Source organism: Legionella birminghamensis, from assembly GCF_900452515.1.
In the GTDB taxonomy this organism is placed as follows: domain Bacteria; phylum Pseudomonadota; class Gammaproteobacteria; order Legionellales; family Legionellaceae; genus Legionella_C; species Legionella_C birminghamensis.
In genome coordinates this window covers 2403694-2415723 of the sequence record NZ_UGNW01000001.1, presented here as the reverse complement: position 1 = coordinate 2415723, position 12030 = coordinate 2403694, and the positions used below count along the sequence as shown (strand labels likewise).

The following is a 12030-nucleotide window of genomic DNA, read 5'->3' as shown; positions in this document are numbered from 1 at the left end:
AGCTTTTTATGTGCCAAGGCTACTTTCTGATGTCGATGATCTGATATTCGCCAGGTTGCAAACTGCCCAATTTCCATTCTGCAATACGATGGCGTATGAGGCGCAGAGTGGGGAAGCCTATCGCAGCTGTCATCCGCCTAACCTGGTGGTTTTTCCCTTCGCACAAGATAATTTCCAACCATGAGGTGGGGATTGACTGGCGGAAACGAATAGGGGGATTTCTAGGCCAGAGAGATGCAGGCTCATCAATTATTTTTGCCTGGGCTGGAAGAAAGGCGTCTTTTCCTAAAACCAGACCCTTGCGCAGTTTATCCAGTTCATTATCGCTGGGAATGCCCTCTACCTGTACCCAGTAATATTTCTGCTTGCGTTTGCCGGGGTGGGTTAATGAATGCTGGAGCCTGCCGTCGCCTGTCAGCAGTAACAGGCCTTCACTATTTTTATCGAGCCTTCCTGCAGCATAAACGCCCGGTATGGAAATATAATCAGCCAGGGTTTTATCCTGCTCTTCGCCAGTAAACTGACAAAGAACTCCAAACGGTTTATTGAATAGAATAATTTGTTTCAAAATGAAGGGGTCTTATACAAGCCAAAAGTAGATAATTATGCCTTATTTTTGGTAACTATTCATTTCTTTTCAGAACTTGGTTCCTTCTTACTTGGGTTAAAGAGTTTTGGCATGCTATGATAGCGCGCATTGGAATATTGAACGTATTATTTGTGAGCATGGAAATGGCTTTTGTATAATTCCTGATTCATCTAACGGAGCAGTCGATGACATTTGAAAAAATTAAAGTACCCGCAAATGGGCAGGCAATTACTGTTGCCTCCGACCTATCATTACAGGTTCCCGATCATCCGATCATTCCTTTCATCGAAGGGGATGGTATTGGCGTGGACGTAACCCCGGCAATGCGTATGGTTGTTGATGCGGCTGTTGAAAAAGCCTATAGCGGAAAAAGAAAAATTGCCTGGATGGAAGTTTATGCCGGTGAAAAGGCAACTAAAGTTTATGGCGGAGATACCTGGCTTCCAAAAGAAACCCTGCAGGCTATCAGTGAATTTATTATTGGTATTAAAGGCCCTTTGACTACTCCCGTTGGCGGCGGTATTCGCTCGCTGAATGTGGCAATCCGGCAAGAGCTTGATCTTTATACTTGTCTGCGTCCGGTTCGCTATTTTCAGGGAACTCCAAGTCCTCTAAAAGAACCCTGGAAAACAGACATGGTAATCTTTAGGGAGAACTCTGAAGACATTTATGCAGGTATTGAATGGCAAGCTGATAGTGTTGAAGCAAAAAAAGTGATCCGCTTCCTGCAAGAAGATATGGGTGTTAAAAAAATCCGTTTTCCTGATCATTGCGGAATCGGTATTAAACCAGTATCCCAACAGGGAACAGCCCGTCTGGTCAAGGCAGCGATTCAATATGCCATTGACAACAATAGAGACTCGGTCACTCTGGTTCATAAAGGCAATATCATGAAGTTTACTGAGGGTGCCTTCAAAGACTGGGGTTATCAGGTTGCGCGTGAGAGTTTCGGGGCTACTGAATATCAGGGCGGACCCTGGTTGCATTTCAAAAATCCCAAGACTGGCAAGGACATTATTGTAAAAGACGTCATTGCAGATGCCTTTTTGCAACAGATCCTTTTACGACCAGATGAGTACAGCGTAATCGTTACATTAAACCTGAATGGTGATTATATTTCTGATGCATTGGCCGCTCAGGTAGGGGGAATTGGTATCGCTCCCGGTGCAAATATGGCAGATGCAATCGCTGTTTTCGAAGCGACCCATGGTACGGCTCCCAAATATGCCGGGCAGGATAAAGTTAATCCGGGTTCTCTCATTCTGTCAGCAGAGATGATGCTAAGGCATTTGGGTTGGACTGAAGCAGCAGACCTTATTATCAAAGGTACGGAAGGTGCAATTGAAGCCAAAACAGTCACCTATGATTTCGCACGCCTGATGACTGGTGCGACTGAAGTGAGCTGCTCAGGCTTTGCCAAGGAAATCATTAACCATATGTAAATATAATGATTATAAATTAATGCACACTGCCTTTGTCGACGTTTAGCTTGTCGTTGTCAACGTCCCGCGGCTGGCCCGCGGGATAGGGACTCAGTAGCAGTGGCTAGATTTATGATACCCTGCAGTTTGCGAATACAATTGCAAAGAGCCTTTGATTTTTGCCAGGATATTTTGCAAAATGAATTCAAGAATGCAGGTTTTATCAAATGCTTGAAATAAATTAATCTGTTTACTGCTACCCTTAGAACATCAATTTGAATCTTTAAGAGGCAGGATGCTGATGAGAACTACAAAATTAATTTTTTTCATGAATTAAATCACTTTTTTACTGGCCAAATGCTCGCGGTAAGTCTATAAAATTAGTAAAGGGTGTACGTGATGAGTGAGCGATTTTCAGGTGAAATAATTGAACGGAAGGTGACGGAGCTTGAGGTTCTCCCTGCGCTGAAGCTTCCCAAAAAGTATAAGGTTATTCTCCTGAACGATGATTACACCCCGATGGAGTTTGTAGTAGATGTGTTAAAGCGTTTTTTTCACTTCCGTGAAGAGGTTGCAACACAGATAATGTTACAAGTGCATATAGTTGGAAAGGCTGTATGCGGTGTTTTTACGCGGGATATAGCAGAGACGAAAGTTGCTCAAGTTAATGATTTTGCCAGAAGCAACGAACATCCGCTGTTATGTACCATGGAACCGGAATGAGTGCAGATGGGTGAAGAGGAGCAACGACAATGTTAAACAAAGAACTTGAATTCACCTTAAATCTTGCTTTTAAGGAAGCAAAGGAGAAACGTCATGAATTTATGACGGTAGAGCATTTGTTGCTATCATTGCTTGATAATCCAGCAGCAGGGAATGTTCTGCAGGCATGTGACGCCAACATTGACTCATTGCGACGTGATCTAATTGAGTTTATCGATGAGACAACTCCAAGAATTCCAGAAGATGAAGTTGACCGAGAAACACAGCCCACTTTGGGGTTTCAGCGGGTGTTGCAGCGAGCTGTTTTTCATGTTCAGTCTGCTGGCAAAACTGAAGTGACCGGCGCAAATGTACTGGCCGCTATTTTTAGCGAACAGGAAAGCCAGGCGGTTTATTTTCTCCGACGGGAGAATATCACGCGTCTTGATGTGATTAATTACATATCTCATGGTGTTTCAAAATATCAAAACAACGACATGAATGACAGTATGAATTCTTCAATGGATGAAGAGTCAATGTCAGGAGAAGGCAGTGAGTCTCCCTTAGAAAGCTACTGCATGAATCTCAACAAACGAGCCAGACTGGGTAAAATCGACCCGCTTATTGGACGACATGAAGAAATCCAACGCACAATTCAGGTGCTTTGCCGCCGTCGTAAAAACAATCCACTGCTGGTTGGCGAGGCCGGTGTAGGTAAAACAGCCATTGCCGAAGGATTGGCAAGGCGCATTGTTGACGGGGAAGTTCCTGAGGCAATCAGTAATTGTATTGTTTACTCGCTGGATTTGGGAGCCTTGTTGGCAGGAACTAAATACCGCGGTGATTTTGAAAAGCGTTTGAAAGCTGTGCTAAAACAGTTGGGCCAGCAGGATGGCGCAGTACTTTTCATTGATGAAATTCACACGATTATTGGTGCTGGAGCCGCTTCTGGCGGGGTAATGGATGCTTCCAATCTGATCAAGCCGCTGCTGGCTAATGGCGAGCTTAAATGCATTGGCTCTACTACTTATCAGGAATATCGAGGCATTTTTGAAAAGGATCGTGCTTTAGCAAGACGCTTCCAGAAAATCGATATTAAAGAACCCAGTATTGATGAGACGTTTGAAATCCTTAAAGGCCTGAAAGGCCGGTTGGAAGAGCATCACGGTGTAAAATTCTCAATCCCTGCCTTAAAAGCGGCTGCTGAGTTATCAGCAAAATACATTAATGACCGTTTCCTGCCGGATAAGGCGATTGACGTAGTAGACGAAGCGGGTGCTTACCAAAATCTGCTTACTGCCAATAAACGCAGGAAAATTATCAGCGTTACCGAGATCGAGAATGTGGTTGCTAAAATCGCAAGAATCCCTGTGAAAAAAGTGTCAGCTCGAGACAAGGATACCTTGCGTAATCTTGAGCGCGATCTGAAGTTACTGGTCTATGGACAGGATATTGCGATAACTGCCTTGGCTTCCGCAATTAAACTGGCGCGTTCCGGCTTAAGAGAACCACAGAAACCGGTTGGATGTTTCCTGTTTGCAGGACCTACTGGTGTAGGTAAAACCGAAGTGACCCGTCAATTAGCCAATGTGCTGGGTATAGAGCTATTACGCTTCGATATGTCTGAATACATGGAGAAACATACCGTATCCCGTTTAATTGGAGCACCTCCTGGATATGTCGGATATGATCAGGGCGGATTGTTGACCGAAGCGGTAACTAAAAATCCACATGCTGTCCTACTGCTTGATGAAATTGAAAAGGCTCATCCCGATGTTTTCAATTTACTTCTGCAGATTATGGATCATGGAACGCTGACTGATACGAATGGGCGGCAAGCTGATTTCCGTCATGTGATTTTGGTTATGACCAGCAATGCTGGCGCGATGGAAATCTCACGCAGCTCTATTGGTTTTGCCATGCAGGACAATAGCTTTGATGGGCTTGATGCCATTAAGCGTCAATTCAGTCCGGAGTTTAGAAACCGTCTGGATGCCATCATTAACTTTGCGCCATTAGATAATGCGACTATCGGCTTGGTAGTTGATAAGTTCCTGATGGAGCTTGATGAGCAGTTAAGCGCCAAGGGTGTAACGTTTAAAGTCGATAAAGCGGCCAGAGAATGGTTAGTTGAACATGGCTATGATAAGGCAATGGGTGCAAGACCAATGGCTCGCCTGATTCAGGAGAACGTCAAGAAACCGTTGGCTGATGAACTGCTCTTCGGCAAATTAACGAATGGCGGTCATGTCATCCTTAAGGTAAAAGAAGGCAAACTGCATTTCGAAAGCCATGACTATCGCGAAGGGGTTTTCTAGAGTTAGCCGAATCGCCTCAGCGCAGGCTCCTTCGAATCCCTGCGGCTGCGACTCCCTCGAATCCCCGCGGCTTCGACTCCCTCGAATCCCCGTGGCTTCGACTCCCTCGAATCCCCGTGGCTTCGACTCCTTCGACTCCCCGTGGCTTGACCACGGGGCCCATGTTTTGTGGCCGAACATGCTCTTCAGATGAATCCAACGTTGCCGTAAATCGCAAAAGCAGTTTGGAATAAGTCTTTCAAACTTATCCTAAATTAGCAAAAATCAATATTCTAGACAGGCTTCGTGTGGGCCCCGCGGTCGCAGCCGCGGGGATTCGGAGCGGGAAAAACATTTGTGTAGATAGCTATGGGTCGGTGCCGCGGGTATTCGTATGGCCGAATGCAGCCAGATTCGGATTGTGGTTGCTGCGCTCGAATCCCTGCGCCCCGGAATTCGAAAATCTCAATCGAACGTCTGCACTAGAAATGAATAGCTAAACGCACTACAGCTACTTTCGCTAGCGCTCTGTTTCGGGCATCCTGCTCAGAATAATAATTAATAAAAAGGAAATGGTTTTTTGTAATGTTATACAACAAACCTGGGCCAATTGCCCAGACCTTCTCCCGTCGACCTGGAACGTCAGTTCCGTTCAGTTTGGTATCTGTAAACTGGTTAAACCAATAGCCATTTACCCCTGCAAAAAACTTGTCTGTAAATTGGTAACTTCCTGCAAAGTTGGCATATACTGCCTGTCCCGCCTGCGTTGTTCTGGCAAAGGGACCAAAAGCAACGTTAGGATCATGATTCTTAGCATTCCATAAATAATGCAGACGGAAAGAACCGGACAACTTGGGCGTGATCCATAAAGTACCTGCCCAATAGGGGTTTAATGACCAGAAATTGCTTCCTGGGTTGATAGCATAGTTCCGATTGTATTCTCCAGTAGGTAAGATGATGTCCAGATCTAAACGCTGGACATACAATGGTCCCTGGCCATCTTTGCGCATAATGGGATCAAATTGCAGCGCTGGACCAATAAATACATCGCCTTGGCCAACCTGACCGTATAAGGCAGTATTGCCTAATCCGTCATCGACGCTGGTATTAACAACCCAGGGAAGCAGGGCAGACATTCCCAGGCTCGCGCCAAGAAACCTGATTTTGGAAAGATAAATCAACTGAGTAATATTGAGGGTGACGTCGACATCCGTTTTTGGCAAGGGTAATCGCCGTCCATTTTTATCATTTAATTGATCAGTAGTGAAATACTGGAAGTAATCCTGAAAATACAGTCCGGGACCTGCGGGAGGGCCTCCATCAAAAAAACTGGTAGATCCCAGATTCACATAGGGCTCATCATAAGCCTGTGCGGTTGAAAAATTTAAAAATGCTAATAAAGCAACAATCCAAATCCTTTTCATGCGATTCCTGAATATTGATTTTGGTATTCAAAACAATCTGCTATATTATGCTGTTTTGCTCACTCAGAAAAGAGCTAAGAAAATAAATCTGGAAACAAGCCGTTGCTGTCATCTGTCATTTTCAAAACTGTGCCATACTTAGTAAACAGGATGTAAGATCTGCTTAGCAATTCCCATAAGAGTAGTAGCCGAAAGGTTTTACATCGCGTGCATTCATATTTCTAGTGCTCATTTAAGTGACGGGGAATTGTTATGTTTATCTATACGGCGAAAATTTACGTTGGAGCACAGGAAGTTTTATCCAAAAATGATGACAATCTGGAACAGCTTTTTATCTGGATGCTAACTCAGGTACAAGGAAAAACAGGTGATTATCACGGACACATCGTTAACAACTCCACGAATGAAATTGTAAGAAACTTTCGTAAATGTCATGATGAATAATTAATACTGGCAAAATATGCAGTATGTTAATCCATTTATAACTATTGATAGTTACAAGCCTGGGCATTCTCGCTAAAATACTGCTAAGTTAATTTTCTGGCCGATCGCATGCTTAGTGTTATTATTATTACCAAAAATGAAGAAGCCAATATAAAAAGATGTCTAGAGTCCGTTGACTGGGCTGATGAAATAATTGTTCTGGACTCCGGCAGCACCGATAGAACTGTTGCTATTGCCCAGGAGTATACTGAACATGTTTATATTAGCGATGATTGGCAGGGTTATGGTATTCAAAAACAACGCGCCCTGGCACTGGCTTCTGGCGACTGGGTGTTGAATCTTGACGCAGATGAATCAGTAAGTGATGAATTAAAAGAAGAAATAGAAACCGCTGTACAGTCCGCTAAAGCAGAGGCCTATCGCGTCCCTATCCGTATGAACTTTTATGGCAAAATGCTGCGTTACTCAGCAAGCCCCAAACGTCATGTTCGCCTATTCAAGCGGGAAGGCGCCCAGTATAGTGATGATATCGTTCATGAAAAAATTCTTCTCCCCCAAAATCGCAGCATAGGGAAGATTAAAAACCCAATTATGCATCATTCATTTCTGGATGTGACTCATGCTCTGGCTAAAATCAACCGCTATTCGTCATACAGTGCCAGAGTGCGATTAAAACAGGGCAGGGCTCCTTCGTTTTTGTCCGTACTGATTAGCACAAGCTGGATGTTTTTCCGCTGTCTGATATTACAGCGGGGGATTTTAGATGGTAAAGCAGGGGTGTTAATGGCAGCTTTTAGCGCACAGGGAACGTTTTATCGAGGAGTGAAGCAGATTTATCCAGACAGGCAATTACATAAACTGCCTGAGAGTAAAAATATGGAATAACTAAGCCTCGCGGCTTAGAGTAAGCCTTATTCCCGCGGTTTTGACCCAAAATATAAGGATAAATAGATGAGTCATATGAAAAACGCTACGTACCGCGCTTTATGCGCGGTATCCATGCAATGTTTTCTGATGAATTAAAAGTATTACAATCCCACCTTCTATTATGGTTACCGCGCATAAAGCGCGGTACGTAGGCACTGTTAAGATGGTTAAATTTTGGGAGGATCTCTCAGACTTTGACTGCGGAACCCATAGAAGTTCGAGTAAAGGATAGTTTCTGCCAGTGCAGGACCCGGTGTGGGCCCCGCGGTCAAAGCCATAGGTAAATCTACACCAGTGCATGAGAATTAAAAGCTATCGAATCCCCGCGGCTGCGACCGCGGGCCCACACGAAGCCAATTTAATGTTAAGAACACTTGTTTTGACTACCTGATTGAAACTTGTCTGAGGACCATACTACTTCAACAGGCATGGGCCCCGCGGTCGCAGCCGCGGGGATTCGAACGGGGAAAATATTTGTGTAGATAGCTATGGGTCAAAGCCGCGGGGAGTTAAAACGCCAGTTTAAGTTGTTCCCAGTACTGGTTATATATCAATAAAGTTTCCTCTCCGACATCTCTTTGAAAATGCCCTCGCTGCAGAATATCTGCCGGCGGGTAAATCAGTGTATTTTGCTGTAGAGATTGAGGAAGTAGTTTCCGTCCTGCAAGATTAGTAATGGCATGACCTTCCTTCAGAGCAATTTGGCTTGAGATATCGGGCCGCAGGATGAAGTTGATGAAGGCATAGGCCTCTTCTGGATGCGGCGGATTTAAGGGCATGGCCAGACAATCGACCCAAATTACAAATCCGTCTTTTGGAAAAATAAATTGAATCGCTTTATTTTCAGATTGTGCTTTAAATGCGTCGCCATTCCAGGCTGTCCCCAACGAGGCGTCCTCATCAATCATTATTGCCTGGATACTGTCGCTGGCAAATAGTTTGATATTGGGAACGAGCTTTAACAAATGCTCATAAGCCAGGCGAATATGGTCAGCATCACTATCATTAGGGTCAAACCCCAAACTCATTAATGCAATGGCAAATACTTCACGGGAATCATCAAGAAGCATTAATTGCTTTTGCCATTGCTTCTCCCAAAGTTTCGCCCAACTGTCCGGTGGGCTTTTTATGGTACCGGCATTGTAAAAAATACCGGTTAAGCCCCAAATCATGGGTACGCTGAACTGATTGCCTCGATCGTAATCGTTATTGGTAAAAACAGGGTCAAGGTTTTTAAGATTGGGCAATTTTTGCGGATCAATAGGATGAAGCATGTTTTGTTTTTTCATGCGCTCAACAAAATAGCCAGACGGCAAAATAACATCATATATCGTATTACTGCTCGCCTTTAATTTGGCATACATGGTTTCGTTGCTGTCATAGGTAGAAAAATTGACTTTAATCCCTGTTTCATTCTCGAATTGCTGGACTACTGTTTTGGGGATTTCACCGCCCCAGACATAGACGTTAACGACTGCGGCACAGGCAGTCATTGAATAAAAGCAGAGCCCAAATGCGATGATTAATTTTTTCATAATGAGCGCCGCGATAATAAATGGGAAATGATAACCAGGATCATGGATAAGCCGAAAGTAATGGAGCATAACGCGTTTAATTCAGGGGTTACGCCGGCGCGAACCAGTGAGTAGATAGTCAAGGGTAAAATGTTAAAGTCAGGTCCCGCCACAAAGTAGCTAATGATCACATCGTCCAGAGAAAGCGTGAAGCAGAGCAAAAAGGCACTTAATACCGCAGGCCAAAGCAGGGGTAATAATATTTTCCTTAACGCAGTAGAACGGCTCGCGCCGAGATCAAGGGCGCTGAAATAGATATTGGGATTGAGTGTATTAATCCGTGCATTAATCGTTAGAATCACGAAGGGTAAACAAAAGGTTATGTGAGCGATTAACAGGCTGAAAAACCCCAAGGGCAGCCCGGTAATATTGAAAAATAGTAACAGGGATACGCCCAGAACCAAATCTGGAATAATAATTAACAATAATAGCATCACCGCCAGAACTTGACGGTGGCGCGTTTTAAATAGAAAAAGATGCACTGAGGTCAATAAGCCAATGACCGTAGCAATTAAAGCAGAACTAATCCCAAGGATTAACGAGTTGCTAAATGCGGACCACAAGCCTCGATCATGGAAAAGCTCGATATACCATTTGAGTGAAAATCCATGCCACTGTAAGGAAAATTTGGCATTATTAACGGAGTAGAGCACCAATATCAGGATAGGAAAATACAAAAGGGTATAGACGAAAAAAAGAAAAAATCGCTTTGCAATGTTTTTCATACGCCAACCTCACTGTTTTGGCGCCGATAAAACATAAGCAGTAAGAGTAATAAAAGGGTAAGCACGATGCTGGTTGCTGATCCCTGCGGCCAATTTTCAAGAACCAGAAACTGGTTTTGAATCAGGTTGCCCAGAAGAATGGAACGCGCTCCGCCTAATACATTAGGAATATAAAACAGAGTCATTGCTGGAAGCATCACCAGCAAGGAACCCGCCAGGATGCCAGGGGCAGTATTGGGCAGGAAAACGCGGCTGAACATCGCCCATTTGCTGGCGCCTAAATCCTTGGCTGCTTCGATTAATCGAAAATCGAATCGCTCCATATTGTTAAAAATAGGCAATACCATAAAAGGGAACAAATTATAAACGAGGCCAATGATAACTGCGAAATTGGAGTACAGGAGTGACAATGGGACATCGATGATATGCAGTTTTAGCAAGATAGCATTGATGATCCCTTTCGTTTTAAGCATCGCAATGAGGGAGTATGTACGTACCAGTGAGCTTGTCCAGAATGGAATTATAATCAATAAAATCAGGATAGACTGATGTCGGGATTTCACTAAAAGATAGCTAAAGGGGTATGCGATCAGCAGACACAACAGGGTGGTTATGGCTGCAATCAATAAAGAGCGAAAGAAAATTTTGGCAAATACCCAGTTCAGTAAGGCTGTGTAATTTTCCAGAGTGAAGGGGAGCGCCATCAGATTCACAGGATCTCTTGAAAGAAAGCTGGTAACCAGAACAAAGCAAAGCGGCAAAAAGCTAAAGACAATTAGCCAGCCGTAGAGAAAATAAAGTGAGTATGCCTTAGCTTTCATCGCGCAAAAGCACCTCCCATCCAGATAACCATTCTACCCAGACTGTTTCATTTGTCTTGTATTCCAGCTTATCGTCGTCCTCATCAAAGAACTCTGAGGCATTGATTATTTTTCCTGAGTTCAGGCTCACTTTCAGATCAACGGTAGAGCCTTTATAGACAATCTCACTGATTTTTCCTGGAAGCATCCCGTGGGTATCGCTTACTTCATGCAAATCCCAGACGCGTATGTCTTCAGGCCTTACAATTAAATGAACATTTTCTCCCGTTTGGAAATCAGCAGTATTCTTGCAAGTCAGTTCAACCCCTTCAATATCAACAATCAGATTTTGATCGTTCGCATTTTTGACAGTGGTTTGGAAGATGTTAGCTTCACCTATGAAGCTGGCCACATGCAAATTCACCGGCGTTTCATACACTTCCCGCGGTGTACCGATCTGCTCAATTTCTCCATGATTGAAAATGACGATGCGATCAGACATCGACAGCGCCTCTTCCTGATCATGCGTTACAAAAATAAAGGTCATATTCAGTTTTTGCTGCAATTGCTTTAACTCGGACTGCATGGCTTTTCTTAAGCGGTAGTCAAGTGAGCTCAGGGGCTCGTCAAGTAGTAATACCTGAGGGCGATTAATAATTGCCCGGGCAATCGCGACTCGTTGCTGCTGACCTCCGCTTAATTGCTTGATATTGCGCTCAGCAAAGGATTCCAGTTGAACCAGACGCAAGGCCTCCAGAACCCGCTCATGGATTTCGGCTTCCTTAACTTTTCGGCAGCGTAGCGCAAACGCTACATTTTCGAAAACACTCAGGTGAGGGAATAAGGCATAACTTTGAAAAACGGTATGTACATCGCGCTTTTGTGGCGGTAAATTATTAACGCAAAGGCCGTTAATATAAATCTCTCCGCCTGAGGGTTGCTCAAAACCGGAAATTAGACGAAGTAAAGTTGTTTTTCCACAGCCGGAAGGCCCCAGGAGCGTCAGAAACTCGCCGTCAAAAACAGATAGGGAAATATCGGTCAAAATTTCATTTTGGCCGTAAGATTTATATACATGTTTAATTTCAATCAGAGGTGTCGTCATTTATTTTTGCTGAGCAAAAACG

At 44.0% G+C, this 12030-nt stretch carries 10 protein-coding genes; 4 read left to right on the top strand and 6 right to left on the bottom strand.

Annotation, left to right across the window (positions count from 1 at the left end; genetic code table 11):
• Window positions 1–19: 19 nt before the first annotated feature.
• Window positions 20–568: a pseudouridine synthase gene (locus DYH42_RS10230; protein WP_058522280.1), complete on the bottom strand. Its 549-nt coding sequence runs from the start codon at window positions 566–568 to the stop codon at window positions 20–22.
• Window positions 569–774: 206 nt separating this feature from the next.
• On the opposite strand from DYH42_RS10230, the gene icd reads away from it, so the two are divergent.
• From icd to clpA, 3 genes are all read left to right on the top strand, one after another.
• Window positions 775–2031, top strand: a complete 1257-nt coding sequence (icd, locus tag DYH42_RS10225; RefSeq protein WP_058522281.1) for an NADP-dependent isocitrate dehydrogenase — start codon at window positions 775–777, stop codon at window positions 2029–2031.
• 378 nt (window positions 2032–2409) lie between these two features.
• On the top strand, window positions 2410–2733 hold the full coding sequence (gene clpS, locus DYH42_RS10220; RefSeq protein ID WP_058522282.1) for an ATP-dependent Clp protease adapter ClpS: 324 nt from the start codon (window positions 2410–2412) through the stop codon (window positions 2731–2733).
• A gap of 29 nt (window positions 2734–2762) precedes the next feature.
• Window positions 2763–5030: an ATP-dependent Clp protease ATP-binding subunit ClpA gene (gene clpA, locus DYH42_RS10215; RefSeq protein WP_058522283.1), complete on the top strand. Its 2268-nt coding sequence runs from the start codon at window positions 2763–2765 to the stop codon at window positions 5028–5030.
• A 461-nt stretch (window positions 5031–5491) separates the two neighbouring features.
• Here clpA and DYH42_RS10210 read toward each other — a convergent pair whose 3' ends face one another.
• Complete coding sequence (locus DYH42_RS10210; protein ID WP_058522284.1) at window positions 5492–6433, bottom strand: SphA family protein; 942 nt, start codon at window positions 6431–6433, stop codon at window positions 5492–5494.
• A gap of 552 nt (window positions 6434–6985) precedes the next feature.
• On the opposite strand from DYH42_RS10210, the gene DYH42_RS10200 reads away from it, so the two are divergent.
• A complete protein-coding gene (locus tag DYH42_RS10200) occupies window positions 6986–7762 on the top strand; it encodes a glycosyltransferase family 2 protein (protein WP_058522286.1) in 777 nt (258 codons plus the stop codon).
• A gap of 551 nt (window positions 7763–8313) precedes the next feature.
• Here the strand turns inward: DYH42_RS10200 and DYH42_RS10195 are convergent.
• Genes DYH42_RS10195 through potA form a run of 4 tightly spaced genes read right to left on the bottom strand, consistent with a single transcriptional unit; the run spans window position 8314 to window position 12008 of the window.
• On the bottom strand, window positions 8314–9339 hold the full coding sequence (locus tag DYH42_RS10195) for an ABC transporter substrate-binding protein (protein WP_058522287.1): 1026 nt from the start codon (window positions 9337–9339) through the stop codon (window positions 8314–8316).
• On the bottom strand, window positions 9336–10103 hold the full coding sequence (locus DYH42_RS10190; RefSeq protein ID WP_058522288.1) for an ABC transporter permease subunit: 768 nt from the start codon (window positions 10101–10103) through the stop codon (window positions 9336–9338). Before DYH42_RS10190 ends, DYH42_RS10195 begins: the two co-directional genes overlap by 4 nt.
• Window positions 10100–10924, bottom strand: coding sequence for an ABC transporter permease (locus tag DYH42_RS10185; RefSeq protein ID WP_058522289.1), 825 nt, complete (start codon window positions 10922–10924; stop codon window positions 10100–10102). The genes DYH42_RS10190 and DYH42_RS10185 overlap by 4 nt, the downstream gene beginning before the upstream one ends.
• Window positions 10914–12008, bottom strand: a complete 1095-nt coding sequence (potA, locus tag DYH42_RS10180; RefSeq protein WP_058522290.1) for a spermidine/putrescine ABC transporter ATP-binding protein PotA — start codon at window positions 12006–12008, stop codon at window positions 10914–10916. The genes DYH42_RS10185 and potA overlap by 11 nt, the downstream gene beginning before the upstream one ends.
• Between the last annotated feature and the right edge of the window lie 22 nt (window positions 12009–12030).

Coding starts and splice junctions, on each gene's coding strand:
- clpS (WP_058522282.1), top strand. CDS start 2,410: ATGAGTGAGCGATTTTCAGGTGAAATAATTGAACGGAAGGTGACGGAG.
- DYH42_RS10185 (WP_058522289.1), bottom strand. CDS start 10,924: ATGAAAGCTAAGGCATACTCACTTTATTTTCTCTACGGCTGGCTAATT.
- potA (WP_058522290.1), bottom strand. CDS start 12,008: ATGACGACACCTCTGATTGAAATTAAACATGTATATAAATCTTACGGC.
- clpA (WP_058522283.1), top strand. CDS start 2,763: ATGTTAAACAAAGAACTTGAATTCACCTTAAATCTTGCTTTTAAGGAA.
- icd (WP_058522281.1), top strand. CDS start 775: ATGACATTTGAAAAAATTAAAGTACCCGCAAATGGGCAGGCAATTACT.
- DYH42_RS10190 (WP_058522288.1), bottom strand. CDS start 10,103: ATGAAAAACATTGCAAAGCGATTTTTTCTTTTTTTCGTCTATACCCTT.
- DYH42_RS10200 (WP_058522286.1), top strand. CDS start 6,986: ATGCTTAGTGTTATTATTATTACCAAAAATGAAGAAGCCAATATAAAA.
- DYH42_RS10195 (WP_058522287.1), bottom strand. CDS start 9,339: ATGAAAAAATTAATCATCGCATTTGGGCTCTGCTTTTATTCAATGACT.
- DYH42_RS10210 (WP_058522284.1), bottom strand. CDS start 6,433: ATGAAAAGGATTTGGATTGTTGCTTTATTAGCATTTTTAAATTTTTCA.